This is a genomic window from Ruegeria sp. CG1 (assembly GCF_056537265.1).
Map to the genome: position 1 here is coordinate 598979 of NZ_JBQFRF010000001.1, position 26130 is coordinate 625108.

At 56.0% G+C, this 26130-nt stretch carries 26 protein-coding genes; 18 read left to right on the top strand and 8 right to left on the bottom strand.

Going from position 1 to position 26130, the window contains the following annotated elements:
• Positions 1 to 96: 96 nt before the first annotated feature.
• A complete protein-coding gene (locus tag ACR0AU_RS03005; protein WP_170393052.1) occupies positions 97 to 1278 on the bottom strand; it encodes an ABC transporter substrate-binding protein in 1182 nt (393 codons plus the stop codon).
• Positions 1279 to 1448: 170 nt separating this feature from the next.
• On the opposite strand from ACR0AU_RS03005, the gene ACR0AU_RS03010 reads away from it, so the two are divergent.
• Positions 1449 to 2543, top strand: a complete 1095-nt coding sequence (locus ACR0AU_RS03010; RefSeq protein ID WP_170776187.1) for a PQQ-dependent sugar dehydrogenase — start codon at positions 1449 to 1451, stop codon at positions 2541 to 2543.
• An 88-nt stretch (positions 2544 to 2631) separates the two neighbouring features.
• Positions 2632 to 3159 (top strand): GNAT family N-acetyltransferase, encoded by a 528-nt coding sequence (locus tag ACR0AU_RS03015; protein WP_170562711.1) that lies wholly within the window; start codon positions 2632 to 2634, stop codon positions 3157 to 3159.
• A 20-nt stretch (positions 3160 to 3179) separates the two neighbouring features.
• Here ACR0AU_RS03015 and ACR0AU_RS03020 read toward each other — a convergent pair whose 3' ends face one another.
• A complete protein-coding gene (locus ACR0AU_RS03020; RefSeq protein ID WP_170393055.1) occupies positions 3180 to 4184 on the bottom strand; it encodes a GlxA family transcriptional regulator in 1005 nt (334 codons plus the stop codon).
• 169 nt (positions 4185 to 4353) lie between these two features.
• On the opposite strand from ACR0AU_RS03020, the gene ACR0AU_RS03025 reads away from it, so the two are divergent.
• Complete coding sequence (locus tag ACR0AU_RS03025) at positions 4354 to 5724, top strand: class II 3-deoxy-7-phosphoheptulonate synthase (RefSeq protein ID WP_170393056.1); 1371 nt, start codon at positions 4354 to 4356, stop codon at positions 5722 to 5724.
• Between the two features lie 55 nt (positions 5725 to 5779).
• On the opposite strand, the gene ACR0AU_RS03030 is transcribed toward ACR0AU_RS03025, so the two are convergent.
• Complete coding sequence (locus ACR0AU_RS03030; protein ID WP_170405809.1) at positions 5780 to 6451, bottom strand: PAS domain-containing protein; 672 nt, start codon at positions 6449 to 6451, stop codon at positions 5780 to 5782.
• Positions 6452 to 6683: 232 nt separating this feature from the next.
• Between ACR0AU_RS03030 and ACR0AU_RS03035 the strand changes: the two genes are divergently transcribed.
• The 10 genes from ACR0AU_RS03035 to phoB all read left to right on the top strand — a co-directional run bounded on the left by ACR0AU_RS03035 (position 6684) and on the right by phoB (position 16113).
• Positions 6684 to 7574, top strand: coding sequence for a YicC/YloC family endoribonuclease (locus ACR0AU_RS03035; protein WP_480795396.1), 891 nt, complete (start codon positions 6684 to 6686; stop codon positions 7572 to 7574).
• Between the two features lie 15 nt (positions 7575 to 7589).
• Positions 7590 to 8231, top strand: a complete 642-nt coding sequence (gmk, locus tag ACR0AU_RS03040) for a guanylate kinase (RefSeq protein ID WP_170719008.1) — start codon at positions 7590 to 7592, stop codon at positions 8229 to 8231.
• On the top strand, positions 8228 to 8749 hold the full coding sequence (locus ACR0AU_RS03045; protein ID WP_480795248.1) for a gamma carbonic anhydrase family protein: 522 nt from the start codon (positions 8228 to 8230) through the stop codon (positions 8747 to 8749). Before gmk ends, ACR0AU_RS03045 begins: the two co-directional genes overlap by 4 nt.
• Before the next feature lie 6 nt (positions 8750 to 8755).
• Entirely contained in the window at positions 8756 to 9787 is a 1032-nt protein-coding gene (locus ACR0AU_RS03050) for an ATP-binding protein (RefSeq protein ID WP_170646058.1), read from the top strand.
• Positions 9788 to 9968: 181 nt separating this feature from the next.
• Entirely contained in the window at positions 9969 to 11009 is a 1041-nt protein-coding gene (locus ACR0AU_RS03055) for a substrate-binding domain-containing protein (RefSeq protein ID WP_170393061.1), read from the top strand.
• An 88-nt stretch (positions 11010 to 11097) separates the two neighbouring features.
• Positions 11098 to 12570 carry a phosphate ABC transporter permease subunit PstC gene (gene pstC / locus ACR0AU_RS03060; protein ID WP_170732224.1) on the top strand — a complete coding sequence of 491 codons (1473 nt, stop codon included), beginning with the start codon at positions 11098 to 11100 and terminating at the stop codon, positions 12568 to 12570.
• Positions 12567 to 13883 carry a phosphate ABC transporter permease PstA gene (gene pstA / locus ACR0AU_RS03065; RefSeq protein ID WP_170393063.1) on the top strand — a complete coding sequence of 439 codons (1317 nt, stop codon included), beginning with the start codon at positions 12567 to 12569 and terminating at the stop codon, positions 13881 to 13883. Before pstC ends, pstA begins: the two co-directional genes overlap by 4 nt.
• 12 nt (positions 13884 to 13895) lie before the next feature.
• Positions 13896 to 14693, top strand: coding sequence for a phosphate ABC transporter ATP-binding protein PstB (gene pstB, locus ACR0AU_RS03070; protein ID WP_170393064.1), 798 nt, complete (start codon positions 13896 to 13898; stop codon positions 14691 to 14693).
• A 16-nt stretch (positions 14694 to 14709) separates the two neighbouring features.
• Positions 14710 to 15411, top strand: a complete 702-nt coding sequence (phoU, locus tag ACR0AU_RS03075; RefSeq protein WP_170393065.1) for a phosphate signaling complex protein PhoU — start codon at positions 14710 to 14712, stop codon at positions 15409 to 15411.
• A 12-nt stretch (positions 15412 to 15423) separates the two neighbouring features.
• The gene (gene phoB / locus ACR0AU_RS03080; protein WP_170393066.1) at positions 15424 to 16113 is read left to right on the top strand and encodes a phosphate regulon transcriptional regulator PhoB; all 690 of its coding nucleotides are present in this window, start codon (positions 15424 to 15426) and stop codon (positions 16111 to 16113) included.
• Here the strand turns inward: phoB and ACR0AU_RS03085 are convergent.
• Positions 16110 to 17021, bottom strand: coding sequence for a LysR family transcriptional regulator (locus ACR0AU_RS03085; RefSeq protein WP_170636113.1), 912 nt, complete (start codon positions 17019 to 17021; stop codon positions 16110 to 16112). The two genes, phoB and ACR0AU_RS03085, sit on opposite strands and share 4 nt — an antisense overlap.
• Positions 17022 to 17119: 98 nt before the next feature.
• Here ACR0AU_RS03085 and ACR0AU_RS03090 point away from each other — a divergent pair, with 98 nt between their 5' ends.
• Together ACR0AU_RS03090 and ACR0AU_RS03095 are read left to right on the top strand one after the other, a co-directional pair.
• Positions 17120 to 18349 carry an acyl-CoA dehydrogenase gene (locus ACR0AU_RS03090; protein WP_170393068.1) on the top strand — a complete coding sequence of 410 codons (1230 nt, stop codon included), beginning with the start codon at positions 17120 to 17122 and terminating at the stop codon, positions 18347 to 18349.
• A 133-nt stretch (positions 18350 to 18482) separates the two neighbouring features.
• Positions 18483 to 19250, top strand: coding sequence for an SDR family oxidoreductase (locus tag ACR0AU_RS03095; RefSeq protein ID WP_170732222.1), 768 nt, complete (start codon positions 18483 to 18485; stop codon positions 19248 to 19250).
• Here the strand turns inward: ACR0AU_RS03095 and ACR0AU_RS03100 are convergent.
• The 4 genes from ACR0AU_RS03100 to ACR0AU_RS03115 all read right to left on the bottom strand — a co-directional run bounded on the left by ACR0AU_RS03100 (position 19247) and on the right by ACR0AU_RS03115 (position 23365).
• Complete coding sequence (locus tag ACR0AU_RS03100) at positions 19247 to 20113, bottom strand: acyl-CoA thioesterase (RefSeq protein ID WP_480795249.1); 867 nt, start codon at positions 20111 to 20113, stop codon at positions 19247 to 19249. The genes ACR0AU_RS03095 and ACR0AU_RS03100 overlap by 4 nt on opposite strands.
• Before the next feature lie 49 nt (positions 20114 to 20162).
• Positions 20163 to 21380 carry a serine hydrolase domain-containing protein gene (locus ACR0AU_RS03105; RefSeq protein ID WP_480795250.1) on the bottom strand — a complete coding sequence of 406 codons (1218 nt, stop codon included), beginning with the start codon at positions 21378 to 21380 and terminating at the stop codon, positions 20163 to 20165.
• A gap of 107 nt (positions 21381 to 21487) precedes the next feature.
• Positions 21488 to 22519 (bottom strand): phosphotransferase family protein, encoded by a 1032-nt coding sequence (locus ACR0AU_RS03110; RefSeq protein ID WP_170562744.1) that lies wholly within the window; start codon positions 22517 to 22519, stop codon positions 21488 to 21490.
• Positions 22520 to 22546: 27 nt separating this feature from the next.
• Positions 22547 to 23365 carry an SDR family NAD(P)-dependent oxidoreductase gene (locus tag ACR0AU_RS03115; RefSeq protein ID WP_480795251.1) on the bottom strand — a complete coding sequence of 273 codons (819 nt, stop codon included), beginning with the start codon at positions 23363 to 23365 and terminating at the stop codon, positions 22547 to 22549.
• A 108-nt stretch (positions 23366 to 23473) separates the two neighbouring features.
• On the opposite strand from ACR0AU_RS03115, the gene ACR0AU_RS03120 reads away from it, so the two are divergent.
• The 3 genes from ACR0AU_RS03120 (at position 23474) to ACR0AU_RS03130 (ending at position 25803) form a co-directional block, all read left to right on the top strand.
• Entirely contained in the window at positions 23474 to 24475 is a 1002-nt protein-coding gene (locus ACR0AU_RS03120) for an NADPH:quinone oxidoreductase family protein (RefSeq protein WP_480795252.1), read from the top strand.
• Positions 24476 to 24604: 129 nt separating this feature from the next.
• A complete protein-coding gene (aroQ, locus tag ACR0AU_RS03125; RefSeq protein WP_170509909.1) occupies positions 24605 to 25054 on the top strand; it encodes a type II 3-dehydroquinate dehydratase in 450 nt (149 codons plus the stop codon).
• Positions 25051 to 25803, top strand: coding sequence for an autoinducer binding domain-containing protein (locus ACR0AU_RS03130; RefSeq protein WP_170393076.1), 753 nt, complete (start codon positions 25051 to 25053; stop codon positions 25801 to 25803). Before aroQ ends, ACR0AU_RS03130 begins: the two co-directional genes overlap by 4 nt.
• Positions 25804 to 26130 lie beyond the last annotated feature (327 nt).

Consider the following 26130-nt stretch of genomic DNA (forward strand, 5'->3'; position numbering starts at 1 on the left):
TTTACCATCCCCGTTAACCGGAGTGCGGCCTTTTTTCATTGAAACAGCCCGGACACAAGGGCCGGGCTGCTTGTTTTTATGACTTTTAACCTTGGATCAACGGAAGTTGACGGTCTTGTTTTCGCCGTCGGTCACCTCGATCTCGCGATAGGAACCTGCGCTTTCACCAGGGCCGATCAGCTCAACGCCCGATGCGCCGACATAATCGATGTCCTGACCGGCAGCCAACAGCTCCAGACCTTTAGCCAGTTCTCCGGGGAAGATTTGCTCACCCGGAGCGTTGGCGACATCCATGATTTTCGCGCCGTATTCAGCGGGGTTGGTCGAACCTGCGGCCTGCATCGCCAGCATGAACAGCGCGGCGGCGTCATAGCTTTCCGGCGAGTAGGGCGACGAACCGTCAAAGCCCGCAGCTTCAGCCATGGCAAAGTACTTCTCGGCACCTTCACCGCCCGAGCCAGCGATCTGACCGAACGAGCCGTTCAGGTCGGGACCAACGTTTGCCGGCAGCGAGTCACCGATCATGCCGCCGGGCAGACCGAATGTATCAAACGCGCCGCTGTCCAGCGCCGACTGGATGATGCCCAGACCACCCTGATCCAGATAGCCGGCAACGACCAGAATATCGCCACCGGCCGAGGCCAGCGCGCCCACTTCAGCCGAGTAGTCGGCTTTGCCGTCTTCGTGCGCGGCAACGATGGTCACCTCGCCACCCGATGCCTCGAACGAGGACTGGATCGCATCCGCCAGACCCTTGCCATAGTCGTTGTTGGTGTATGTCAGAGCAATCGAGCTGATGCCACGGTCATTCAGGATGTCTGCCATTACCTGACCTTCACGCGCATCCGACGGCGCGGTGCGGAAGAACAGGCCGTTGTCTTCCATGGTCGACAGACCCGGAGACGTGGCCGACGGCGAGATCATGACCATGCCGTTCGGGATTGCGACGTTTTGCAGGATCGCGCCAGTGACGCCCGAGCAGTCGCCGCCGATGATACCGGCAACGCCATCGGCAATCATACGTTCGCCGTTCGAGGTGGCCAGACCATTGTCGATACAGCCGGTATCGGCGCGGGTTCCGGTCACGCTTGCGCCGTCCAGCAGTTTGCCGGATTCGGTGACCTCGGCCATCGCCATTTCAGCGCCCGAACCCATGGCCGGGGCCAGCGATTCAATCGGGCCTGTAAAGCCGAACAGCACGCCCAGCTTCACGTCCTCGGCCATAGCGGTACCCGCCAGCAGAGCGGTTGCTGCAGTAGCGGTAAGCAGCTTTTTCATTAGGTTACTCCCTATTTATCGTTTGAACGTCGTCGTTCTGGGCATGACCCTAGGCAAGCTGTCCGAAAAAGAAAAGTCCTAACAAAAAAGTGCTTTTGAAAGCAGCAATCCTATCTGTTTTGTTAGGCTAGGTCAGTTTGTTGCGGAGCACCACTAGGGATTGGGTCGGTATGATCAGAACTTTTGCGATTCTCATTCTGTCGTGCTGGTCGATTGCAGGCTGGTCCGATGTCATCAACACAACCGGCGGGCCGGTTCAGGTTACTCAGGTGGTTAGAGGCCTTGATACACCTTGGGCGATTGGCATTCTTCCGGATGGCAGCTTTGTTGTCACTGAGCGAGATGGCGAGCTTTTGTACGTTGCCGGAGGTGAGGCGAAGCGCATCAAGGGTCTGCCAAAAGTGGTCGCGAACGGGCAGGGCGGTCTGCTAGATGTCACCATCGCGCGTGACTTTAATCAGACCCGCGAGCTTTTTCTGACTTTCTCCAAATCGCAACGAGGCGGTGCAGGCACCGCTGTCGCTGTCGCTCGTTTATCGGAAAACGGAGAACGTCTAACCAATCTGCGCGTGATATTCGAGGCCTCTCCCGGTGGCTCCGGCGGGCGCCACTTTGGCTCTCGTGTCGTTGAAGCGAATGATGGCACGTTGTTCGTCACTATCGGTGACCGAGGTGATCGCCCGGCTGCGCAGGATCGAACGAACCACATGGGTACGGTCATTCGGATCAACCGTGATGGTTCAGTTCCCAGTGATAACCCGTTTGTGGGCAATCCCGGTGTCCGCCCCGAGATCTGGTCGTTTGGTCACAGAAACCCTCAGGGTGCCAATTTGGATCAGCAGGGCCGGCTTTGGGTTTCGGAACACGGGGCAAAAGGCGGGGATGAGGTTAATCTGATCAGACCCGGTGCCAATTATGGCTGGCCAGTGATTTCGTATGGCGTTCATTATTCGGGTCAGAAGATCGGTGAAGGCACGTCGAAGCAAGGAATGCAACAGCCCGAGCATTATTGGGATCCTTCCATCGCGCCCTCTGGCTTGATGGTCTATTCCGGGAAACTATGGCCGGAATGGAAGGGAAATCTGTTCGTTGGCTCTTTGAAATTCGACTACATTGCACGTTTGGCGGGCGATCCACTGCGTGAGGCTGAGCAGATCGAAGGCCCCGAGACCGAACGTGTTCGCGACATCGTCGAATCACCAGATGGGTCGATCTGGTTCATTTCCGTTGGGCAAGGCGCGGTTTACCGAATGACGCCCCTCTGACGGTATTAAACGGGGTTAGGGCGTTTGCTTCTATGCCATTCGGTCACGGTGTATCTGTTCCGGGCTTCAGGGTGATGAGGAGATTTGAATGAGTGATTTTGTAATCGAGCTTTGTGAAACAATGCCGCCAAAGCGCGAACTGAATACGATTCTGGCACAGTATTACGCGCTTATCGTGCAACGAATGCAGGATATGGGCTTTGAGATTGATCCAGCAGCCCCCGAAAGCGCATTGGCGGAGTTTTGGGCGCATACAGAGGATTACCTACCCCCGAATGGATGTCTTGTGGTGGCGCGAAACGATGCCGGAGATATCATTGGATGTGGGATGCTGAAACGATTTGATCACCAAACCGGTGAACTTAAGCGGGTTTTTGTGACCGAGGAGGCACGGGGGACCGGTGCCGGGCGTGCCTTGATCGAAGCCCGGGAACAGGCCGCGCGTGATATGGGTTTGAAACGCCTCATCGCCGATACGCTTACACCGAATGTCGAAATGCGCGACCTGTACCCCAAACTTGGTTTTGTTGAACTGGACTCACCAATCGAAACCACGACCTATCTGGATCAACCGATGTTACGGCCGCACCTGCACTACTTTGCGAAAGATTTGTAAGGTTTCCCTGCGGCTTTGGATTAAACAGACAACCGACCGCTCTGTGCACCGCGTTCGCGATAAGGCGTGGTGTTGTAATGCGCCCGGTAGCATTTGGAGAAATGCGACGGGCTGGCAAAGCCGCAAGCCAGCGCCACATTGATGACGCTCATATCGGTCTGCATCAGCAAGTTCCGCGCTTTATGCAGGCGCAGTTCCATGTAGTAGCGCTTGGGCGAGCGGCTGAGATAGCGGCGGAACAGACGTTCTAGCTGGCGCGTCGACATGCCTACGTCCTTGGCTAGAATAGAAGGCGAGATTGGCTCTTCTATGTTCTTTTCCATCATCAGGATAACCTGACTGAGCTTGGGGTGGCGTACGCCGATCCGTGTAGGGGTCGACAAACGTTGCGTGTCCTGATCCGTACGTATCGAAGAATAGATCATCTGATCAGCGACCGCGTTGGCCAGATCTTCTCCGTAATCTTCGGCAATCAGCTTGAGCATCAGGTCAATCGAGGATGTGCCGCCAGCAGTTGTCATTCGGTTGCCATCAACCAAAAACACCGACTTGGTCAGCTCTACTGTGTCGAATTCTTCGGCAAAACTGTCTGAGTTTTCCCAATGGATCGTTGCGCGCTTGCCTTCCAGCAAACCGGCTTTGGCCAGCGTATAGGCCGCGGTGCAAAGACCGCCGATTTTCAACCCTTTACGCGCTTCGCGGCGTACCCAGTTCAGAATGCGCTTGGTGGTTGCCGCTTGTACATCGACCCCCCCGCAGATCAGGACGACGTCGTCACGCTGTAATTCGGTCAGATCAGAATCAAGATTGAAAGAAGTACCGGCTGAACAAGTCACTGTTTCACCGCCTTCGCCCGTCAAGGTCCAGGTATAAAGCTCTCGGTTGGCCATTCGATTGGCGATCCGCAGACTGTCCAAAGCCGAAGCGAATGACAAAAGGGAAAACTTGTCCAAAAGCACAAATACAAAGTTATGCGGCTTGCCTGTGCTATGATCCACAGTGACAACTTGGCGTTGCTCTTGCATGGCGAACTGTCCTTGATTCGGCGCGCACCGGGATTTCCACGGTGGCGGATATGCCAGTCACCATGCTCAAAGCTTGATTATGGCGTCAAGAGGCGCAAAAGGGATATGGCCTCTCATTCATGCATTTTGTATAGAGGCCACCTGAAATACTTCAGCGGAGATAAAAGCTATGACTGAATGGCAAAAAACGAACTGGCGCAACAAGCCCCGGGTTCAGATGCCAGACTATACCGACGCGGCCGCGCTGGCCAAAGTCGAGGCGCAGCTTTCGCAGTATCCCCCGCTGGTTTTTGCGGGTGAAGCGAGACGGCTGAAGCAGCATCTGGGAGCCGCGGGTCGTGGCGAAGCGTTCCTGTTGCAAGGCGGGGATTGCGCTGAAAGCTTTGAGCAGTTCAGCGCGGATGCGATCCGTGACACGTTCAAGGTGATGCTGCAGATGGCAATGGTGCTAACCTACGGCGCCAAGGTTCCCGTGGTTAAAGTTGGCCGCATGGCGGGCCAGTTCGCAAAACCGCGCAGTGCGCCGACAGAGGTTGTGGACGGTGTGGAGCTGCCCAGCTACCGCGGTGACATCATCAATGAGCTGGCCTTTACACCCGAGGCACGTATTCCGAATCCCGACAAGATGCTTCAGGCCTATACACAGGCGGCGGCAACACTGAATCTGCTGCGGGCGTTCTCGACCGGTGGTTTTGCGGATATGAGCCACGTGCATTCGTGGACGCTGGGTTTTGCCGACGGGCAAGACGTTCAGAAATACTCTGAGATCGCCGACCGCATTCAGGATTCGATTGACTTCATGGGGGCTGCTGGCATCACCGCCGACACCACCCACGAATTCTCATCGGTGGAGTTTTACACCAGCCACGAGAGCCTGTTGCTTGAGTACGAAGAGGCGTTGACCCGTCTGGATTCGACCTCGGGCAATTGGTTGGCCGGTTCTGGGCACATGATCTGGATCGGCGATCGGACCCGTCAGCCCGACGGTGCGCATGTCGAGTTCTGCCGGGGTGTTCTGAACCCGATTGGTCTGAAATGTGGCCCGACAACCAGTGCCGAAGACCTCAAGGTTCTGATGTCCAAGTTGAATCCCGAAAACGAAGAGGGGCGTCTGACTCTGATCGCGCGCTTTGGTGCAGGTAAAGCGGGTGAGCATCTGCCGCGTCTGGTCAAAGCCGTAAAGGAAGAGGGCGCACAGGTTACTTGGGTCTGCGATCCGATGCATGGCAACACGATCAAATCCGCGACCGGCTACAAGACCCGGCCGTTTGATTCCGTGCTGCGCGAAGTACGCGATTTCTTTGGCGTACATCAGGCTGAAGGCACGATCCCCGGTGGTGTTCATTTCGAGATGACAGGGCTGGATGTCACCGAATGCACCGGAGGTGTGCGCGCGGTGACCGAAGAGGATCTTTCGGATCGCTATCACACAGCTTGTGACCCGCGCCTGAACGCCTCGCAGTCGCTGGAACTTGCATTCCTTGTCGCGGAAGAACTGACCAACCTACGTCGTGACCGCAGCAAGCGCGCTGCAAGCTGACTTCGAATACATCCTGAATTAGTAAGACGGCGGGCCTCATGCCCGCCGTTTTCATTTAGTCGTCACGTGATGATACCAACCTTAAGTGCGGTGCCCCTTTGAACGTGGTCTGGTCTTCAGCGAACCCCTCTGCTTGCTGTTGGACAGGCCTCGGAGGCTGTTGCAAATCAGAGATCGTGTTGACGCGGCGATCCGAGACGATGAAGCGACGCGGTGTCGACCCGATGGTTCCGTCGCTGACCATGACCCCAAGAATGCGGCTGACGTCGCCCAGATCGCTTTTAAGCGGCAGCAGGATCATGCGGGCCTGAAGGCTGGTTCGTCCCAGCTTGCCTTTCGAAAGCAAGCCCAGTTCGGCAACCGCGGGGCGGGTGAGGACTTGGTCCAGAATGGATTTGACATCATCGCGGGCGCTCGGTTCGAAAAAAGCCGTTAGAGGCATACCGCGAACTTCCATGCCCGCCAGATTGTTCAGGTGACTTCCCGCCAGCCGAAACCGGGCCAAACCCGGCGCGATGCGTTCCAGTATGAAAGTGTATTCGAGAATATTCTCCAGGCCGCGCGGATCGATCTGCGAGCGCATCGGAACGCCTTCACCTGTCAGCAAGGCGGTCCAATAGGCTTCGGCCTGACGGATGGGAGAAAGGCTTCGCCCGCTGTCAAATCGGTCCATTGCGATGATCTTTCCAAGTTCTGAGCCGGAACCAGTCCCGAAAAAGGTTTTCATTTCATCACCCTACCATCAATCACTCGCGATTTTCCTAAAATGCCATCTAATGGGCAAAGCTGCGATCCGCCAGCTTTTCTGATTGTCAGATTGACACGGGTTAATACAATTTTGGAGCAATTCTTTAACGAATGGTTAACCTCTCGGCTTCGGGCCAGAATTGAGCAAGGTCTTGCCCCTTGCTGGTCAATGGCATTAGGTGCGACCAATGAATTTGACGGAAAGGGCAGGCATGATCAAATCCATGACCGGGTTCGCCTCGGGCAAGGGGGAGTTCGGCCCTCATAGCTGGACTTGGGAGTTGCGTAGCGTCAACGGCAAGGGGCTGGATTTGCGCCTGCGGTTGCCCGATTGGCTGACAGGGCTTGAGGCCGCGCTAAGAGGCGATCTGTCGAAGCAGGTTAACCGAGGCAATATTACGCTGTCCCTTCGGATGGGCCGCGAAGAAACCGCCGCGGATATCCAGCTGAACACCCCAGCGATGGAGGCGGCGCTGGATGCGTTGGCCCAAACCGAAGCGCTGGCAGGTGCGCGGGGCGTATTGTTGGCTCCGTCCAAAGCCAGCGATCTTCTTGCTTTGAAGGGGATGTTGGAAGCCGGAAATGACGCGGACGATCCGGCACAGCTTGTCGAGCACCTGAAATCCGAGTTCGGCGGCCTGCTTGCTGCATTCCTAGAGATGCGCGGTTCCGAAGGTGAAGCTCTGTCAGGCATTCTTGCGGGGCAGCTCAACCAGGTCGCAAAGCTGACGGATCAGGCCGCTGATCTGGCCGAGCGTCGCCGCGAAGAGATGGCGCAGAACATGCGCGAAAATCTGACACGTGTTCTCGACAATGCGCAAGGTGCCGAACCTGATCGCGTCGCGCAAGAGCTGGCCCTGATCGCGGTCAAGGCTGATATCACCGAAGAAATCGACCGGTTGAAGGCCCATGTCACAGCAGCGCGTGCCCTGTTGACGCAAGACGGCCCAGTCGGGCGCAAGCTGGATTTCCTGATGCAGGAGTTCAACCGTGAGGCCAACACGCTCTGCTCGAAATCGCAGAATGCCGAACTGACGGCGGTTGGGTTGGAACTAAAAGCGGTCATCGACCAGATGCGCGAGCAAGTACAGAACGTGGAATAAGGACGGGAACATCACATGGCGGATCGCCGCGGTCTATTAATCATACTGTCCTCGCCTTCGGGCGCAGGTAAATCCACTCTGGCCCGCCGTTTGATGCAGTGGGATGTCGGTTTGGAGTTCTCGATCTCGGCCACCACCCGCGCGCCACGCCCGGGGGAAGAGCATGGTCGGGAATATTATTTCCTCTCCGAGGACGAGTTCAAACAACAGGTGGCAGATGGGCAGATGCTGGAACATGCGCATGTGTTTGGCAACTTCTACGGCTCGCCTGCGGGACCTGTGCGCGAGTCCATAACGCAAGGGCGTGATGTGCTGTTCGATGTCGACTGGCAGGGCGAAGTGCAGATCCGCAATTCGGATCTGGGCAAGCATGCGCTGTCGATTTTCATCCTCCCGCCATCGATCCGTGAGCTTCGGCGCAGGCTGGAAGGGCGAGGGCAGGACAGCGAAGACGTGATCGCCAAGCGTATGTTGAAAAGCTGGGATGAGATCAGCCACTGGGGCTACTACGACTATGTCCTGATCAACGATGATCTGGATTCGACCGAGGAAAAGCTGAAAACCATTGTCAGCGCAGAACGCATGCGTCGCATCCAACAGCCCAGCCTGCAAAACCACATCCGCTCATTGCAGACCGAGTTTGAGGGCCTGTCATGACCATCTATGCTTTGGGCGAGCATTCGCCACAGATTCACGAAGACACCTGGGTGGCCCCCGACGCCAACCTGATCGGCAAAGTGGTGTTGGAACAGCGCGCTTCGGTCTGGTTCGGGTGCACCATCCGGGCTGATCACGAAGAAATCCGCGTAGGTGCTGGAAGCAACGTACAGGAAAACTGCGTGATGCATATCGATGCGGGCTATCCGCTAACCATTGGGAAGAACTGCACCATTGGTCACAAGGTCATGCTGCATGGTTGCACGATCGGAGACAATACGCTGATCGGTATGGGGGCTATCGTTCTAAACGGGGCGAAGATCGGAAAGAACTGTCTGATCGGGGCGGGGGCGCTGATCACCGAAGGCAAAGAGGTTCCCGATAATTCGTTGGTTATGGGCTCGCCGGGCAAAGTTGTGCGGCAGCTTGATGAGGCGGCGGCCCAGAAACTAACGCTGAGTGCGCTGCACTATCAGGACAACATGCGCAAGTTTCGCCAAACATTGCGTCCGGTCTAAACGCGCATGACGGATACCCTGCTTGCCGAATTGGTTTCAGCCATTCCGATGCCCGCCGTGCTGGTTGGTCGGACCGAGCGTATTGTCGCCGCAAATAGCGAGGCGCGGACGCTTTTGGGGCACGCAATCGAAGGCAGGCATTTTGCCACAATCCTGCGCCAGCCTCAGGTCATCGATGCCGTCGAACAATGCCTGCGCTCGAAGCAGCCCGGCAAAGCGCGGCATCTGTCCAATGATGGTGCTCAGGATACGACGTTTGAGGTGCAGTGCAGATTCGTCGGCGGGACCGAAGCGGTATTGGCGGTATTTCAGGATATCACGCATTTGGAACAGGCAGGTCAGATGCGGCGCGATTTTGTGGCCAATGTCAGCCATGAATTGCGCACGCCGCTAACGGCCTTGATGGGGTTTATCGAAACATTGCGAGGCCCCGCCCGCGACGACACCGCCGCCCGCGACCGCTTTCTTCAGATCATGGCGGATGAGGCCAATCGGATGAACCGGCTTGTGGGGGATTTGCTGTCGCTGAATCGAGTGGAAAGTGAAGAACGGGTCAGACCCAAAGAGCCATTGGAACTGACAGGTCTGATTCAATCGACCTTAAACACTCTGCGACCGCTGGCGGATGATGCCAGTGTTGTTGTTTCGTTGGATGCCCCAAACGAGTCGATCGAGATGGTCGGAGACAGCGATCAGCTTCGTCAGGTGATAACCAATCTCGTTGAAAACGCGATCAAATACGGGGGCAGCGGTGGCAAGGTCGGTGTGGTCGTAACCCTGTCTGAGCGGGATACGGCGATGCGCGGTCCTGCGGTACGGATCAAGATCATTGATCAAGGGCCCGGTATTGATGCCAAACACCTGCCCAGGTTGACCGAACGGTTCTATCGCGCAGACAGTCACCGCTCGCGCGAGTTGGGCGGAACCGGACTGGGGCTTGCAATCGTGAAGCATATCGTCAATCGCCATCGGGGCAGGTTGCGTGTGGAAAGTGAACCGGGGCAGGGAGCGACGTTTACGGTCATTCTACCACGCTGAGGGCGTGCCAAACGCGGGCTTTACTGGGGTGACGCTTCGTCAAGTTAAGATTTTCTGAGAAATTCATGAGTTGTCATGAAACCGTTACATACCTGTCACAAAAGACTTACGCAGGCGTCATAGTGCTGCGCTCAGATCATCATGGGGATGATCAGTACCCATCCTTTTCAAGGAGACTGAAATGTCCTTTGTAAAACTGTCGGCTTCTGCGCTGGCTATCGCTGCCGTCTCGGCAACCACTGCTGCTGCGCGTGACAACGTTCAAGTTGCTGGCTCTTCCACCGTTCTGCCTTATGCGTCAATCGTTGCAGAACTATTCGGTGAAAATACCGACTTCCCCACACCGGTTGTTGAATCAGGCGGCTCGTCCGCCGGTCTGAAACGCTTCTGCGAAGGCGTCGGTGAAAACACGATCGACGTTGCAAACGCATCGCGTGCCATCCGTGAAAAAGAGATTAAAGCATGCGCCGAAAACGGTGTGACCGACATCATGGAAGTCCGCATCGGTTATGACGGCATCGTATTTGCAAGCCAGCAGTCGGGTCCTGCCTTCACGGCGTTTGAGCCTGCGGATATTTACAATGCCATCGGATCGAAAGTGATGAAAGATGGCGCGCTGGTCGACAACAGCTTCAACAGCTGGGCCGAGTTCAACGCTGACCTGCCGGATGTGGAAATCGCAATGTTCATCCCGGGCACCAAGCACGGCACCCGCGAAGTGTTCGAAGACAAAGTTCTGCTGGCAGGTTGTGAAGCGACGGGCGCGATGGAAGCCATGGTCGCGGGCGGCCTAAGCGAAGATGACGCCGAAGATGCATGCCTGGACGTGCGCACCGACGGCAAATCGGTCGATATCGACGGTGACTACACCGAAACTCTGGCCCGCATCGACACCAACACCAATGGTATCGGCGTGTTTGGTCTGGCGTTCTACGAGAACAACACCGACAAGCTGAAAGTGGCTACGATGGGTGGTATCGCACCGTCGACCGAGAGCATCGCGTCGGGTGAATACCCCGTCTCGCGTCCGCTGTTTTTCTACGTCAAGAAAGCGCATATCGGCGTGATCCCCGGTCTGAAAGAATACGCCCAGTTCTTCACTCATGAAGAAATTGCTGGTCCCTCGGGCCCGCTGGCCAACTACGGTCTGGTTGCCGATCCTGAACTGGCAAAAACGCAGGACGCGATTGCCAACGAAGTAACCTTGGGTTCGGGCAGCTAATCCCTCACCCCGATCGAATTGACTGGGGGCGGCGTTTTCTGTCGCCCCCAATTTTTCCCTAATCCCGATCAAGACCTATGGGGGCGTCATGCCAATTCTTTGGCTCATTCTGATCGTGCTTGCGATCGCGGCAGTCGGATATGTTTTGGGGCGAATGCGCGCCTTGCAAAGTGCCGGAGGGGACAGCCGCAATCTGCATTCTCTTCCCTCGTTTTATGGCGCGAACGTCGCACTGAAAGTCATAGTTCCCGCCTTAGGTTTGTTGATCGTCTGGCTGCTGGTTCAGCCGCTCTACGTTAACTCTCAGATCTCGGAGATGGTTCCCGAAACGGCTATCAAGGAAGGATCGTCGCGCAGTCTTGTTATGGCCGAGGTGCGTCGGACCGCAAATGGTCTGGACAGTGCCGTTGCGCAGGGACATCTCACCGAAACGCTCGCACAGGATGCGCGGGCAGATATTTCCGAGATGACCCAAAAGTTGAAGGACGCGGGTCAAGTCGTAACCTCGGACATCACGCAGACGGTTTTGCATGCAGCTCAAGCCTATCGGGCGATAAATTCAACCGGTTACGCGATCATGTCCGTCGCTGTGATACTGGTCGCCTTGGCCGGTGCTGCGTTCAGTTGGTTACAGACGCATTCTGAATATCGTGCCCGCAATGTGGTTGAGCAGGGAATTCGTGTGATGCTGCTGGCGGCTGCGTCGATTGCGATCCTGACAACGGTCGGCATCGTCCTTTCGCTGGTTTTCAATACGTGGGAGTTCTTCAAGCTTTACCCGGCATCAGAGTTCTTTTTCGGTACCACCTGGGCGCCCAGTTTCTCGGGCCGTGGCGGGGCATCAGATCTGGGTATCATCCCTTTGCTGTGGGGCACGTTCTATATCTCGTTGGTGGCGTTGTTGGTGGCCGTGCCAATCGGTCTTTTCGCTGCGATTTATCTCAGTGAGTACGCTTCTTCACGCGTGCGCTCGATCGCCAAACCGATGCTTGAGGTGCTGGCCGGTATCCCGACCATCGTTTACGGCCTTTTCGCCCTGCTGACCGTTGGCCCGCTGTTGCTGAGCGTGTTCGGGGATGATGGTTTGGGCTGGATGAAAGCCGGTACGGCGGTGATGACCGCCGGTCTTGTCATGGGCATCATGCTGATCCCGTTCGTTTCGTCGCTTTCCGACGACATCATCAACGCGGTGCCTCAGGCCATGCGTGATGGCTCTTACGGGCTGGGGGCCACACAATCCGAGACCATCCGGCAGGTCGTTTTGCCCGCAGCCTTGCCCGGGATCGTGGGAGCGATCCTGCTGGCGGCATCGCGCGCCATCGGTGAGACCATGATCGTGGTTCTGGGGGCAGGGGCCGCCGCGCGTCTGGACCTGAACCCGTTCGAGGCCATGACCACCGTCACCGCCAAGATCGTCAGCCAGCTGACAGGCGACGCCGATTTCGCCTCGCCCGAGGCCCTCGTCGCCTTCGCGCTTGGCATGACGCTGTTCATCCTCACGCTGGGGCTGAACGTTTTCGCCCTTTATATCGTGCGCAAGTATCGGGAGCAGTACGAATGACCGACGCCAGCATGCAAAATACCTCGACCTCGCTGACTGCATCCGATGCCCGGACCAAAAAACGCGCGGCTGCCGAAAAGCGTTTTCGCGCCTACGGGATCGTCGCTATCGCGACCGGACTGTTCTTTCTGATTGTGCTGTTTGCCTCAATCCTGTCGCAGGGCATCCCGGCCTTCCAGCGCACAGTGATCAGTTTAGAATTCACGCTGAGCGAAGCGCAGCGCGATGAAGCCGAAGGCACGATGTTCAAGACAAAGGCCTACTCCAATCTGTTCATTGCGGAACTGAATGAACAACTAGCCGAAAGTGGCATCACCGTGGATTTCGATCAGGATGCCATCGAGCGTCTGTTGGGCAAAATTGGGGGTACGATCCGAACCTTCTATGCCGATAATCCTAGCAAGCTGGGTGAGCCGATCATGTTCGATCTGGCGGCTTCAAGCCGTGTGGATGGCTACTTCAAGGGTCGGGTGTCTCGTGACACACTGCAGGACAGCCGCTTCCTGCAACTCAGCGATCTGGATCTGGTGGACGCGCTGAAAGAAGCGGGGATCATTAAACAGGCTTTCAACTGGCCGTTCATCACTGGTGCGGACTCGGGCGTGGATAACCCCGGTGGCGCGGGTATTGGTGCCTCGGTCGTCGGTTCGTTCTTCATGATGTTGGTGGTGCTGTGCCTGTCGCTGCCCATTGGGGTCGCCGCCTCGATCTATCTGGAAGAGTTTGCGCCGCAGAATAAATTCACCGATCTGATTGAGGTAAATATTTCGAACCTGGCCGCCGTTCCGTCTATCGTGTTCGGTATCCTGGGTCTGGCCGTGTTCATCCAATTTATGCACCTGCCGCAATCGGCGCCGCTGGTGGGTGGTCTGGTGCTGACGCTGATGACCCTGCCAACGATCATCATCTCAACCCGCGCCTCGCTAAAGGCGGTTCCCCCGTCTATCCGCGACGCGGCGTTGGGGGTAGGGGCCTCGAAGATGCAGGCCGTCTTCCACCACGTGCTGCCGTTGGCCGCGCCCGGTATCCTGACTGGTACCATCATTGGTCTGGCGCAGGCGCTGGGTGAAACTGCTCCGTTGCTGTTGATCGGCATGGTGGGCTTTGTCGCCCGAGGCTATCCCGATGGCTTTTTGGCGGGCTTCACCGAGCCGAACTCGGCCATGCCGGCACAGATCTACACATGGGCCGCGCGTGCCGATGTGGGTTTTTACGAGAAAGCCTGGGGCGGCATCATCATCCTTTTGATGTTCCTGCTGACCATGAATATCATCGCTATCATCCTGCGCCGCCGCTTTGAACGCCGCTGGTAGGAGGGGTTTAAAATGAACGATATGACACGAGTGGAGAGAACCGTGGACTCCAAAGACATCAAGATCAACGCCAAGCAGGTTCAGGTCTACTACGGTGAGACCCACGCCATTAAGGACGTGAGCGTCGATATCGAAGACAAGACTGTGACGGCTTTCATCGGTCCCTCTGGCTGCGGTAAATCCACCTTCCTACGCTGTCTGAACCGGATGAACGACACAATCGACATTTGCCGGGTGCAGGGTGATATCCTGCTGGACGGTGAAGACATTTACGACAAGCGCGTCGATCCGGTACAGTTGCGTGCAAAGGTCGGCATGGTTTTTCAAAAACCGAACCCGTTCCCCAAATCGATCTATGACAACGTGGCTTACGGTCCGCGTATCCACGGCCTTGCCAAGAATAAGGCAGAACTGGATGAAATCGTAGAGAAATCTCTGCGTCGTGGTGCGATCTGGGATGAGGTCAAGGACCGTCTGGATGCCCCCGGTACCGGCCTTTCTGGTGGTCAGCAACAGCGTCTTTGCATCGCGCGCGCCGTAGCCACCGAGCCTGAGGTGCTATTGATGGACGAACCCTGTTCGGCGCTCGACCCAATCGCAACCGCGCAGGTCGAGGAACTGATTGACGAACTGCGTTCACGCTATTCAGTGGTGATCGTAACCCATTCGATGCAACAGGCCGCGCGGGTCAGTCAGAAGACAGCGTTTTTCCATCTGGGGAACTTGGTTGAGTTCGGCGAAACCGGGCAGATCTTCACCAACCCCGAAGATCCCCGAACCGAAAGTTACATCACCGGCCGGATTGGCTGAGCACAGGATAACTGCAATGAGCGAACAACATATTGCATCCGCGTTCGACCGCGACCTTGAGGCCATCCAAGCACACATCATGAAGATGGGTGGACTGGTCGAAGCCGCCATTATGGGCGCGGCCCGGTCGCTGGAGACCCGCGACGAAGAACTGGCAAATGAAGTGCGTCAAGGCGACAAGGCCATCGACGCACTGGAAGAACTGATTGACGAAGAGACCGCGCGCCTGATTGCCTTGCGTGCACCGACGGCCAGCGATTTGCGGCTGGTGCTGTCCGTGCTGAAGGTTGCGACCAACCTTGAACGGATTGGAGATTACTCCAAGAACATCGCCAAGCGAACGACCGTTCTGGTGAATGCCGGCGAAATCAACGGCAGTGCCGCCGCTCTGCGCCGAATGGCGCGCGAGGTCGAGCGGATGCTGCGCGACGCGCTGGATGCCTATATCCAGCGTGATGCTGAGCTGGCGCAGGACGTGATCGAACGGGATCTGGAAGTGGACCAGATGTATAACGGCCTGTTTCGCGAGTTCCTGACCTTCATGGCGGAGGATCCGCGCAATATCTCATCGTGCATGCACCTGCATTTCATCGCAAAAAATATCGAACGCATGGGCGATCACGTCACCGCCATTGCCGAGCAGGTCGTCTATCTCGTCACCGGCGAGAGACCCAGCGAAGCGCGCCCCAAAGCCGACAACACGTCGCAAACGATCTAGGAGATCTAAGTCATGTCCGCTGATCAACCGACGGTACTGGTTGTTGAGGATGAGTTGGCCCAAAGAGAGGTACTGGCCTATAATCTGGACGCCGAAGGGTTCCGGGTAATCCGTGCCGCTAATGGCGACGAAGCTTTGTTGCTGGTCGAAGAAGACCGCCCGGATATCATCGTTCTGGATTGGATGATGCCCAATCTCAGCGGTATCGAGGTCTGCCGCCGCCTGAAAACGCGGCCGGACACCCGATCAATTCCGATCATCATGCTGTCGGCGCGCTCAGAAGAGGTTGATAAAGTGCGCGGCCTTGAAACCGGTGCCGATGATTATGTGGTTAAGCCTTACTCGGTTGTCGAATTGATGGCGCGTGTACGGACACAATTGCGCAGAGTGCGTCCAGCGACCGTGGGCATCCGGTTGGAGTTTGACGATATCATATTGGACTCTGAGACCCACAAGGTAAGCCGCGACAACAAGCTGTTAAAACTGGGCCCGACCGAGTTCCGGTTGCTGAGCACATTCATGGAAAAGCCCGGCCGGGTCTGGAGCCGAGAGCAGTTGCTTGACCGCGTCTGGGGCCGCGATATCTACGTCGACACGCGTACTGTTGATGTTCATATCGGTCGTCTGCGCAAAGCGTTGACCCAACATGGCGGTGAAGATCCGGTGCGCACGGTGCGCGGGGCAGGATACGCGCTCGGCTAACGTGGCAGTGCTTCTTCGGTCTGGGCCTGAGAAGCAAGCCAGTGTCGAAACTCTCGCAATGATGCGTCATCCGATTTTTCGCGCGGCCAAACCAGATAATATGCCCCCATCGTCTCTATCGCGTCAGGGAAGGCTGCAACCAGCCTACCTGTCGCAAGGTCTAGTTCCACCAGATAGTTTGGCAACAGGGCAACACCCAGGCCGTGCAGCGCGGCTTGGTTGATGGTGTTGAACTGGTCGTGGACGGTGCCGGGCAGGGGATGCGGGTGCGTGACACCCATCTGTTGAAACCAGTCCTGCCAGGCGCGCGGTCTTGTCTGGATATGCAGCAGCGGCAGTTTTAGCAGATCGCGGGGTGACGTCGGAGTGCCTTTGGGTAAAAGCTCGGGCGCGCAGACGGGCAAAACCCGCTCGACACTTAATAACAAGCGATCAGTTCCCGGCCAATCAGGTTCCCCAAAATGTAAAGCCGCATCAAAGGGTTCCGAAGCAAAACTAAACGGTCGCAACCGCGTGGTCATGTTGATTGTGATATCCGGATGGCGGCGGGCGAAATCCGGCAGACGCGGTACCAGCCAGCGCATTCCGAATGTCGGCAGAATCGCCAGATTCAATGTCCCACCGACAGGGGAAATGTGCAGTTTCAGCGCCGCCTGCGCGATCTGAGACAAGGCTGGCCGAATTTCTTGTACATAGTCTTGTCCAGCCTTTGTCAGTGACAATCGCTTGCGATCACGGCTGACCAATTCTGCGTCCAAATGCGCTTCAAGCGTCTGCAGTTGCCGACTGACCGCGCTCTGCGTCAGTGCCATTTCGTCCGCGACTGCCGAGGCTGATCCAAGGCGATCCAAAGCCTCAAGCGCGCGCAGCGCGGATATAGGCGGCAGGATAGGGCGCTTGGTGTCCATCTATGCGTTTTGATCATGAAACAATGCAAATGTCTCGCTGTTTTTTGAATATTACTCAGATTATAGTTGCGCAAACCTAGTCAAGTCGGAGAAGCAAAATGAACGCTCCAGATACAAAGCCTGTCCTGCGCGCAAAAGATGCGCCTGACCTTGGACGTTTCAACTGGGACGACCCGTTTCGCTTGTCGGACCAGTTGGAAGAGGATGAACGCCTGATTGCCGACAGCGCGCGCGCTTACGCCCAGGAGAAATTGCAGCCGCGTGTCACTAAGGCTTTTGCAAACGAAGAAACCGATCCTGAGATCTTTCGTGAAATGGGTGAAATGGGGCTGTTGGGCACGACAATCCCGGAAGAATATGGTGGGATCGGTGCGAGCTACGTATCTTATGGACTGGTGGCGCGGGAAGTTGAACGGGTGGATTCCGGCTATCGCTCGATGATGTCGGTGCAAAGCTCGTTGGTGATGTACCCGATTTTCGCCTATGGCAGCGAAGAACAGCGTCGCAAATATCTGCCGAAACTGGCAAGTGGCGAATGGATTGGGTGTTTTGGCCTGACAGAGCCGGATGCGGGTTCGGACCCGGCGGCGATGAAGACCCGTGCCGAGAAGATTGATGGCGGGTATCGTCTGACCGGCAGCAAGATGTGGATTTCAAACGCACCGATCGCAGATGTCTATGTGGTCTGGGCCAAGTCAGATGCGCATGACGGCAAGATTCGTGGATTCGTGCTGGATAAAGGCACCAAGGGCCTGAGCGCACCGAAGATCGAGAACAAGCTGAGCCTGCGTACTTCGATCACAGGTGAAATTGTCATGGATGGCGTTGAGGTGGACGAGGGCGCTTTGCTTCCACATGTTCAGGGTCTCAAGGGACCGTTCGGCTGCCTGAACCGCGCACGCTATGGTATCAGCTGGGGTGCGATGGGGGCCGCGGAATGCTGCTGGCACGCAGCGCGTCAATACGGCTTGGATCGTAAACAGTTCAATCGACCACTTGCGCAGACCCAGTTGTTTCAACGCAAACTGGCAGAGATGCAGACCGAAATCTCTTTGGGACTGCAAGCAAGCTTGCGCGTCGGCCGACTGATGGATCAGGCTGAAGCTGCGCCCGAGATGATCTCGATCATCAAACGTAACAATTGCGGCAAGGCATTGGACATTGCGCGGATGTCGCGTGACATGCACGGCGGCAACGGTATCTCACTTGAGTTCCAGGTGGTGCGTCACATGATCAATCTTGAGACAGTCAACACCTATGAGGGCACGCACGACGTTCATGCATTGATCCTGGGGCGGGCGCAAACCGGACTACAGGCATTTTACTGAGGCTGCACCTATTACTCGCATAATCGGTATTATGTAAAATACGTAGCAAGCGAGCCACGACTATAGAACACACATTGGTCGTGGCTTGCCAATATGTTACGCTGTGTTTGAGAAGTAAGACACGAGCTATGCAATGGTTCTGATTGGGAAGACCGTCGTCATCACTGGCGCTGCAAATGGCATAGGTAAAGGTCTTGCCAAGCGGTTCTCAGAAGAAGGTGCGCATGTAGTCTGCGCCGATATCGACCTTGCCGGCGCGCAGGCCGTGGCGGCGCAAATTGGCGGTGATGCACTCAGCTGTGATGTGTCCAAGGAAAGTGATATTCGAAATCTGATTGAGACTGTCGAGGATACGATCGCTCCGATTGATTTATTCTGTGCCAATGCGGGAATACTCACCTTAGGTGGATTTGAAGTGCCGGATGCTGAATGGGACCGCATCTGGCAGATCAACGTGATGTCTCATGTCTGGACCGCGCGGCACCTGGTCCCAAGGATGGTTGCGCGTGGTGGTGGTTATTTGATGATCACAGCATCAGCGGCTGGATTGCTCAATCAACCCGGCGCAGCCCCTTATGGCGTAACCAAACATGCGGCTGTGGGTTTTGCTGAATGGGTCGCGATGACCTATGGCGACAAAGGTCTCAGGGTCTCAGTTCTGTGTCCACAGGCCGTTCGGTCCGAGATGATACTTGGACATGAGGATTCGGTCGCCGCGATTGACGGAATAATTGAACCTGATGAGGTCGCCCAAGCCTGTGTCGAGGCGCTGGCGGATGAACGTTTCTTGATTCTTCCGCATCCACAAGTGCTTGACTATATGCGTTTAAAAACAGAAGACTACGACCGATGGTTAGGTGGAATGATGAAGCTTAATCAAAGGTTTGCTGGCAGTACTTAGCGTTGCTTCCGTCGTCTGAGTAGGCCTTCCTGCGCGACGGACGCAACCAGTTTGCCATCCTGCGAAAAGATCGAACCCCGATTGAAGCTGCGCCCCTGCCCTGTCCACGGCGACTCCATCGAATACAGATGCCAGTTTTGAAACTGCACGGGTGCATGAAACCAGATTGCATGGTCCAGACTGGCCCCATCAATTTCACCAGTGAACCAGCTCAGCCCATGGGGCCGCATTCCGGAACTGAGCAAGCTCATATCCGAGGCATAGGCCAATAGAAGATGTTGTGTAACGGTGTCCGCGTGGTTCGCTGCGCCCATGCGAAACCAGACGTGGTTCTTGTCATCTGCCTTTGCGGGTGCAAACAGGTCCAGCGGACCGATTTCGCGCACTTCGATCGGGCGCTCGCGCAGCAATTCAGCTTTCAGCTTTTCGGGAACGCGATCCAGGTATTTTTCGCGCAATTCGTCACGCGATGGATGGTGCTCGGGCGCTTGAACGTCCGGAATCGGATGCTGATGTTCCCATCCGTCATCCTGCTTGTGAAACGAGGCCGACATGTTCAAAATTTGCTTGCCATGCTGGATCGCAACCACGCGGCGGGTTGTAAAAGAACCTCCATCGCGCGCGCGATCCACTTGATATATAACCGGAATTGACGGATCTCCGGGCCTTATGAAATAGGCGTGCAAGGAATGGCATAGACGATCCTCGACCGTCCTGTATGCTGCCGCAAGCGCTTGCGCGATCACCTGCCCGCCAAAGATACGCGTTGGTGTCTCGCCACCAGAACCGGTCCCGCGAAACAAATCGACCTCAAGCGGTTCGATATTCAGCAGATCAAGTAATATGCGTTCGGCTTCGGTCATTCGGGGCTCTCCGGCGTCTTGGCCTTTTCCGGTATCACTCAAACACCGATCATTCAACGAGCGCCGCGTGAACAAGCGCCTTTAACTCGGCTCGGGATGGATAAGAGCTGGATGGCGAGAGCTGTGTAAAAAACACTGTTGAAAACGCGTTGACCGGATCGATCCAGAAGTAGGTCGAGGCCATCCCGCCCCAGCCAAAGTCGCCAACCGAGCTTGGGGCTCGGGTGCGCGCCGGGTTCAGTACCACCGCGCCTCCGATGCCAAAGCCTGTGCCTTCCATGGGTTGCTCGGCAAAGCTTTGTGGACCCATGGATGCAATATCGTCCGGTAAATGGTTGCGAAACATGAATTCTACAGTCTTCGGTCCGAGCAATCGCGCGCCATTTGCGGTTCCTTTGTTTCGCAACATCTCGGCGAACTTGCTGTAATCGTCGATGGTACTGATCAATCCGCCACCGCCAGAAAAGGTCGTTGCCGCCTCAAACGGGGACTCTCCGGCCCGATCCACCAACCGCAATGTTTCGCCACCCGATTTTGCGGCATTCAGCGCCATGGCATCGCCTTCGAGCGGGGTGTAGAGCGCGGCAAATCGGTCCCCTGCCCCTTCAGGCACTGAAAACGCGGTTTCACTCATCCCAAGTGGTCGAAAGATGTGTTCTGTCAGAAACACGTCCAGCGGTTTGCCTGATACAACTTCTATCACGCGGCCAATCACGTCGATCCCGACCGAGTACTCCCAGCGACTGCCTGGCTGAAAAGCCAGCGGCAACCCTGCCAGCACTTTAACCCGGTCTGACAGCGGGCCTTGTTTCGGGGAAAAGATCAGATCGAGCTCATCCATGGCTATTGGCAAAAGGCCGGGATTGAACGGGTAGCTCAGCCCGCTGGTGTGCGTCAGCAACTGATGCAGGCTGGGTGTTGGCGCGTCCTCGGTCTGGTTCAACTGCGTTGCGCCCGGGACCAAGGCTTGCATCGTTGCAAACTCTGGCAGGAAATCGGAAACCGGGGCATCTAGATGAAACAACCCTTGTTCCACCAACATCATCAAAGCAACGGACGTCACAGGCTTGGTCATCGAATAGATCCGAACCAGGCTATCGCGCTGGAACGCGAGGTCGGTTTCAATGCAGCGGCGGCCACATGCGTGAAAGAATGCCTCTTGCCCGTTCTGGTGGATCAAAAGGGCGCTGCCTGCGTATTTCGTCTGCTCAACATATCGGTGCATCCATTGGCGGATGTGGGTCTGCGCGGTCGGATCAAATCCCATGAGGCAACTCCATCTTGATCAGGCCGATCTTGCCTTCGTAAGACCCTAGGCAACAGCGAATTCTGCCGATTTTTTCTGGATTTGTTGAAGGGCGCCGAGAATACTGCCTACGTTTTTTGCAGCGCAGATAATCCGTGTTGGGCGAAGACCGGCACATAGGCACCGAAAGCCTTAGCGCGTGCCGGGTCTGATGCGTTTCCATCCAAGGCCCGCTTGTAGACACCTTGCAGAATGCCGGCCATCCGAAAGAAGTTGAAAGCAAGGTAGAAGCCAAAATTCTCAATCCCCGTTAGGCCGCGGCGCGCGCAATACTCGGCGATGAAGTCCTGATCTGACGGTAGCCCAAGTCTTAACCGATCTACGCCAGCCAACCCCCGACCCTCCTTGCCCGGCGGCAGTTGCCACTGCATGATGACGGCCGCCAGGTCGGCATATGGATGGCCGATGGTCGATAGCTCCCAATCCAGCACTCCAATGCAGGCGCTTCCATCCGCCTCGAACATCAGATTGTCGATGCGGTAATCCCCATGAACCAGTGTTCTTTGATTATCATCCTCGGGGATCTGGCGCTCAAGCTCGGCGATCAGCTGATCCATCTCGGCGATTTTTTCGGTCTCAGAGGCGCGATATTGTTTGGTCCAGCGAGCAATTTGCCGCTCGAAATAGTTGCCTGGAGGTCCGAAATCCGAAAGACCCACCGCATCGATATCGACCATGTGCAGTTCGGCCAGTACGCGGTTCATCTCTTTCAGCACACCCGTGCGCGTCGCATTGTTTTCGCCTTTCATGACAGGGTCGACAAATGTGCGCCCTTTCAGATGCTCCATCACGTAAAAGGCAGAGCCTATGACGCTGTCATCTTCACAAAGCAGATGTACTTGCGGGACGGGCACTTTGCTACCAGCCAGCGCCGCTTGTACGCGAAATTCCCGATCCACTGCATGTGCGGATTTCAGCAATATGCCCGGCGGCTTGCGTCTCAGAACATAGGATTTGGCCGGCGTACGCAGCAGATAGGTTGGGTTCGACTGACCCACGGTGAATTTTGTAGCCTCAAGAGGGCCATGATACCCAACAAGATGCGTGTTTAGATAAGCGTCGACGGACTTGATATCCAAAGTGTTTTCAGTGTGTGTCATATATTCAGCCTGCGTATGAACCCACGGCTAAAGGGCATCGGCAAAGATATTGCCACCGGTCTGCACATTTATCCCACCGGAGACAGGGATGACCGCGCCAGTGACATAGCTGCCTCCGCGACCGCATAGAAACAACATGCAACCAGCGATATCCTCGGCCTGGCCAACCCGGCCCAGTGGAACACCTTTGCCGACGCGCGCGCGCTTGGTTTCGTCTTCGGTGGCAAAGGCCGTCATGCGCGATACGAATGGTCCCGGGGCCAGCGCATTCACCGTGACTCTGTATGGTGCCAATTCCTTAGCCATGATTTTGGACAGGTGAATAACCGCCGCTTTGGACGCGGAATAGCTGTAGGCCCCGTCACCCATCGGGACCTCACCCATGACTGAACCTACATTGATGACCCGCGCAGGATCCTCGTCGGTTGCGGATTTCATCAGAAGTGGCAGCAATTTTTGGGTCAGATCAAATACGCCTGCGACATTAACCGACATGACTTTGTCCCAAGCGAAATGAGGGAACTGCCCCATCGGCGCGCCCCAAGACACACCTGCATTATTCATCAATATATCAATCGCTTGAGTGCGACTTTTGACTTCATCCACCAACGCATCTACACCCGCCTCTCTGCTGATGTCGCCAGCAAACCCTTCGGCCGAGCCTGACGCGTCCAGAGCGTTCAACTCTGTTGCAACCTCCTCGCATGCCTCGCCTTTGCGAGAAGCGATCAGTACATGCGCCCCGGCACGTACCAACGCCTCGGCCGCCATTCGACCGATACCGGTGGCACCCCCCGTTACCAGTGCCGTCTTTCCACTGAGCGAAAACAAAGTCTCGGGCGTCATGTGTACTCCATTCAGGCGATCTGGGATTCTGTCGTGAGGTCTTCTTGACAATACGTCCTGACAATCCAACGATTTCAAAACAGGTGAAGCAAGAGGCAATTGAAAAACATGCAGGCATTACTCAGCGTCACACCAGGCGGCCCCGAGAGTTTGGAACTGACCACCCTGCCCGATCCAACCCCTGAGTCAGATGAAATTGTATTGCGTATCCGCGCCGCCGGGGTGAACTTCCCTGATACGCTGATGATCCGGGACCTCTATCAGATAAAACCACCCCGCCCCTTTGCGCCAGGTGGTGAAATCGCCGGAGAAGTTGTCTCGGTTGGAGAAGGCGTCACAGACTTCGCGCCTGGTGATCGGGTTCTGGCGCTGACAGGGCACGGAGGGTTCGCCACGCATCTGAAGCTTAAACCAGCGACTGCCGTCAAGATACCCGACGTGATGCCGTTTGAAGATGCGGCTAGCTTTGTCTTCACCTACGGCACTTCATACCACGCCCTCAAGGACCGTGCGCTACTTAAGCCCGGCGAAAAAGTACTTGTTCTGGGGGCCGCCGGTGGCGTTGGGTCTGCGGCGATCGAGCTAGCCAAAGCGATGGGGGCACATGTGATCGCGGCGGTCTCGTCTGAAGACAAAGCATTGTTTTGCAGAGATGTTGGCGCAGACCAGACGCTGATCTATCCTCGCGATTTGGACCGCGAAGCGCAAAAGGCCCTGTCCGCCGAGATAAAGGCACTGGCCCGGGGCGAAGGTGTGGATGTGGTCTACGACGCGGTCGGCGGAGACTACGCTGAGCCCGCCTTGCGAAGTATGGCATGGGGTGGGCGTTATCTGGTTGTTGGCTTTCCTGCCGGCATCCCCAGCATTCCGCTGAACCTGACTTTGCTCAAGGGCTGTCAGATCGTCGGGGTGTTCTGGGGCGCGTCCGTATTTCGCGACCCGAAGGGGCACGCACAAAACCTGGCCGAGTTGTTCCGCCTATATGGTTCGGGAAAGATTTCACCCCGTATCAGTGCACGATTTCCGCTAACCCAGGCGGCAGAGGCAATTGGCATGCTCGAAAGGCGCGAGGCTCTCGGTAAAGTTGTGGTCACGATGGAAGATAATTGAATAGAGGATGGGATTGAGCCGATCCAGCAACCTGCATGCGTCAATGAAGCTCTACCCATAAGAGCGAAGGTCGCTGGACGACCTTTAAATTCATGTTTATGAAAAAAGGAAGATGGGGACAGTTTGAATATGCACAATATCCTGGTTCTGAATGGTCCGAACCTGAATTTGCTTGGTACACGGCAACCCGAGGTCTACGGCGCAACGACGTTACAGATGATCGAGGACCTGTGCGTTGCGCATGGTGAAACGCTGGGTCAAAACATAACCCATCTCCAATCCAATCACGAAGGCGCGCTGATTGATGCGATCCACGCGGCACGCGGCGTTCAGGATGGCATAGTACTGAATGCAGGCGCATTCACGCATACATCGATTGCGCTGATGGATGCGATATCTTCGGCCGAAGTACCCGTGGTTGAAGTTCATTTATCTAACATCCACGCGCGCGAGGCGTTTCGTCACAAATCGCATATCGCACCAGTCGCGATTGGACAGATCTGTGGTTTTGGCGCGCAAAGCTATGTTCTTGCACTGAATGCGATTGCCGCGCATCTGGCTGAGAGGGACACAGGATGACCCTCAAAGAGTATCTGAATTTTCTGAGCTACACGAAAACTCTGGAAGAGCTTTGGGATGCACATTGCCGCCAGATGGAAAAGTATGGCTTCGACCGGCTGTTGTATGGGTATACGCAATACCGAACGGCGACTTCGCTCGGCGATCCAGAAGACTTTGTAATCCTGACCAATCACTGCTCAGATTACTTGGAAGGGTTCCTTCAATCCGGCCTGTATTTTCACGCCCCCATGCTGAAATGGGCGCTGAACAACGAAGGCGCTGCAAGTTGGAGCATGATACAGGACATGATGTCCAGCGGGGTCATGTCGAACGAAGAGCTTCGGGTTTTTGAGTTCAATAAGTCGCGTGATATTACAGTAGGTTATACGGTCAGCTTCAACTCAGTATCGATGCGTTCCAAAGGGGCGATTTCGCTTGCGGCACGTAATCACAGCCAGGAGGAGATGGACGAGGTTTGGAACGAGCACGGCGACGACATCCTTCTGATGAACAATGTTGCCCATCTCAAAATCCTGACCTTGCCATATCATGCCCCGAACCGCGCGCTGACCAAACGCCAGCGCGAAGCTTTGCAATGGGTCGGCGACGGAAAGACCACGCAGGACATCGCGCTATTGATGGGTTTGACTTCGGCAACGGTGGAAAAACACCTGAGACTCGCGCGTGAGGCGCTTTCGGTTGAAACAACGGCACAGGCCGTATTGAAGGCCGCGTTGCAGAATCAGATGTTTGTGATGGAAGCATGACCCTATTTTGATGCTAATTAGCATCAAATTGACCTAGGGTAAGGAATACATGACTTTCCGAATCTCCCGATAAAATTGCAAATTGATATTGTTCCGTGAGTGGTGGCTTTAGCCAGGGAACGTTTTGATCGGATCTTTGTAATACCAAAGCTCTCTGATCGCTCTGACACCGAGGCGTCTATTCGTCCACGTCTCTTTGTCGGGATTATTGAGGGGCCCTTCCATCCCCATCATGCAGGGCCCCTCAATTCACCAATCTTCGCAAGCATCGGTTCACAGGCTTTTGACATGAAAAAAACCCGGCTGCGCTATGCAACCGGGCTCGGT